The following is a 1,915-nucleotide window of genomic DNA, read 5'->3' as shown; positions in this document are numbered from 1 at the left end:
CGGGGGCGCCGGGGGCAGCGAGGGCGCCGGGGAGGGCGAGGGCGTCGTTCATCGCCGGAATTGTGCCGTCTCGCTGGCGGGCGGACCACTGCGGGTGAGGCGGAGGGGCCGCGGCGCGTGCCTTGCGGTCACGCCATCACGCCACCGCGGCATCGCATGCCCCCGGTCAGCGCATCTCGAACAGCTCCTGGTGGAAGCGCTCGGTGGGCAGGCCGCGGGCGGCGAGGGTGTCGCGCAGCGTCGCGCCGAAGCCGGCCGGGCCGCAGAACCACACGCCGGCCAGCTTCCAGTCGGGCACCTTGCGGCAGATGCCGTCGGCGTCGAGGCGGCCGTCGCGCTGCGAGACCAGCACGTGCAGCTTCACCCGCGCCTGGGCGGCGAGCTCGCGCAGGCGGGCGATGAAGCCCTCGTCGGGGGCGCTGGTGCTGTAGAAGAGGTCGACCGGCGCGGCGCCGTCCGCGTGCGTTTCGTCCTGCGCGCGCGCCTGCATGCGGGCGACGAAGGGCGTGATGCCGATGCCGCCCGCGACCCAGATCTGCCGCGCCTGGGCGCCGCCGAAGTCGAAGCGGCCGTAGGGGCCCTCGACGCGCACCGGGTCGCCGGCCTTCAGCGTCGCCGGCAGGCGGCGGGTGTAGTCGCCGAGCGGCTTGATCATGAAGTCCATGCGGCCGTCGTCGCCCCAGGCGGACGAGATCGTGAAGGGGTGCGGGCCCTCGCGCTCGTCGAAGGTGACGAAGGCGAACTGCCCGGCCTGGTGGCCCGGCCACGGCGTGTCGAGGCGCAGGCCGACCTCGAGCACCTGGTTGTCGCGATGCTGCACCACGCGCTCGATGTGGCCGTGGGCGCGGCGTCCGCTGCCGATGCGGCCGGCGAGCGAGCGCAGCGCGGCCCAGCTGCCGGCGGCCATCAGCACGGCCATGACGATGCCGGCCGGTTCCGTCCAGTAGGCGAAGGGCAGCAGCACCACGCCGTGCACGACCAGCGCGAGGTACACCGCCGCCATCACGCGGTGGGTCTGCACGAAGCGGCGGTAGGGGAAGCGCTTGATCAGCGCGATCGCGGCGAGCACCGCGAAGAGGTAGAAGGCCCACTCGCCGATGCTCTCGGCGAGGCCGCGCTGCTCCTGGAAGAAGCGGAACAGCTCCACGGTCTGCTCGGGACGCGCGCCGCGCGCGGGCTTTTCCAGCCAGCCCCAGCCGACCGCCCACTTGGTGCCCTTGGCCCACAGCCAGTGCACCACGCCGATCGACAGGCCGGCGATTCCCAGCCACTTGTGCAGCCGGTAGGCCTTGTCCATGCCGCCCAGCAGCGGCTCGAGCGCGGCCGGGCGCAGGGCGAGGATCATCGCCACGCTCATCGTGCCCATGGCGAGCACGCCGGTGTAATTGACCGCGAGCATGCGCAGCGCGAAGTAGGTGTCGCCCTGGATCAGCAGAGGATCGGCCCACCACCACAGCAGGCTGAGCGCAGCGAGGACGAGGAGAAGTGCAAATTTGATGTTTTTCATGATGACTCCCTTCGAGCGGGATGCGGGCGCCATGAGGCAGCGGATCCCATGCGGGAATTGTGCGCCACAGCATGTGTCCGGCTTGTAGCGTCTTGTACCGCGTGGGAGGCGCCCGCGGCTGGTCAGCGTGGCGGCGCGCCTATAGACTCGCGGGCGAACCTCGACCGGCCGCCGTTTGCGGCCACCGCACGGCACCCCGAACATGTTCCAGCACTCCGCCCCCTCCCCCGCCTGGCTCCAGCACGACATGGAGCGGGTCGATGCGATCATCCGCGCGCACATGAACAACGACGTGGCGCTGATCCGCCAGGTGGTCGAGTTCATCCTGCACGGCGCCGAGCGCCGGCGGCCGGCGCTGGTGCTGGCGACCGCGCGCGCGCTCGGCCATGGCGGCGAGCGGCCGCACGC

Annotated in this window: 1 protein-coding gene and 1 pseudogene; one reads left to right on the top strand and one right to left on the bottom strand. The window is 72.2% G+C overall.

Annotated elements, in window-relative coordinates; translation table 11 throughout:
• Window positions 1–166: 166 nt before the first annotated feature.
• On the bottom strand, window positions 167–1,507 hold the full coding sequence (locus C667_RS22575; RefSeq protein WP_004387139.1) for a ferredoxin reductase family protein: 1,341 nt from the start codon (window positions 1,505–1,507) through the stop codon (window positions 167–169).
• A gap of 202 nt (window positions 1,508–1,709) precedes the next feature.
• Between C667_RS22575 and C667_RS22570 the strand changes: the two are divergent.
• Window positions 1,710–1,915, top strand: a pseudogene (locus C667_RS22570) (polyprenyl synthetase family protein); the annotation flags it as partial.

It is taken from the genome of Thauera phenylacetica B4P, assembly GCF_000310225.1.
GTDB lineage: Bacteria > Pseudomonadota > Gammaproteobacteria > Burkholderiales > Rhodocyclaceae > Thauera > Thauera phenylacetica.
The sequence above is the reverse complement of the archived record's forward strand: the minus strand, read 5'-3'. Positions and strand labels throughout refer to the sequence as shown.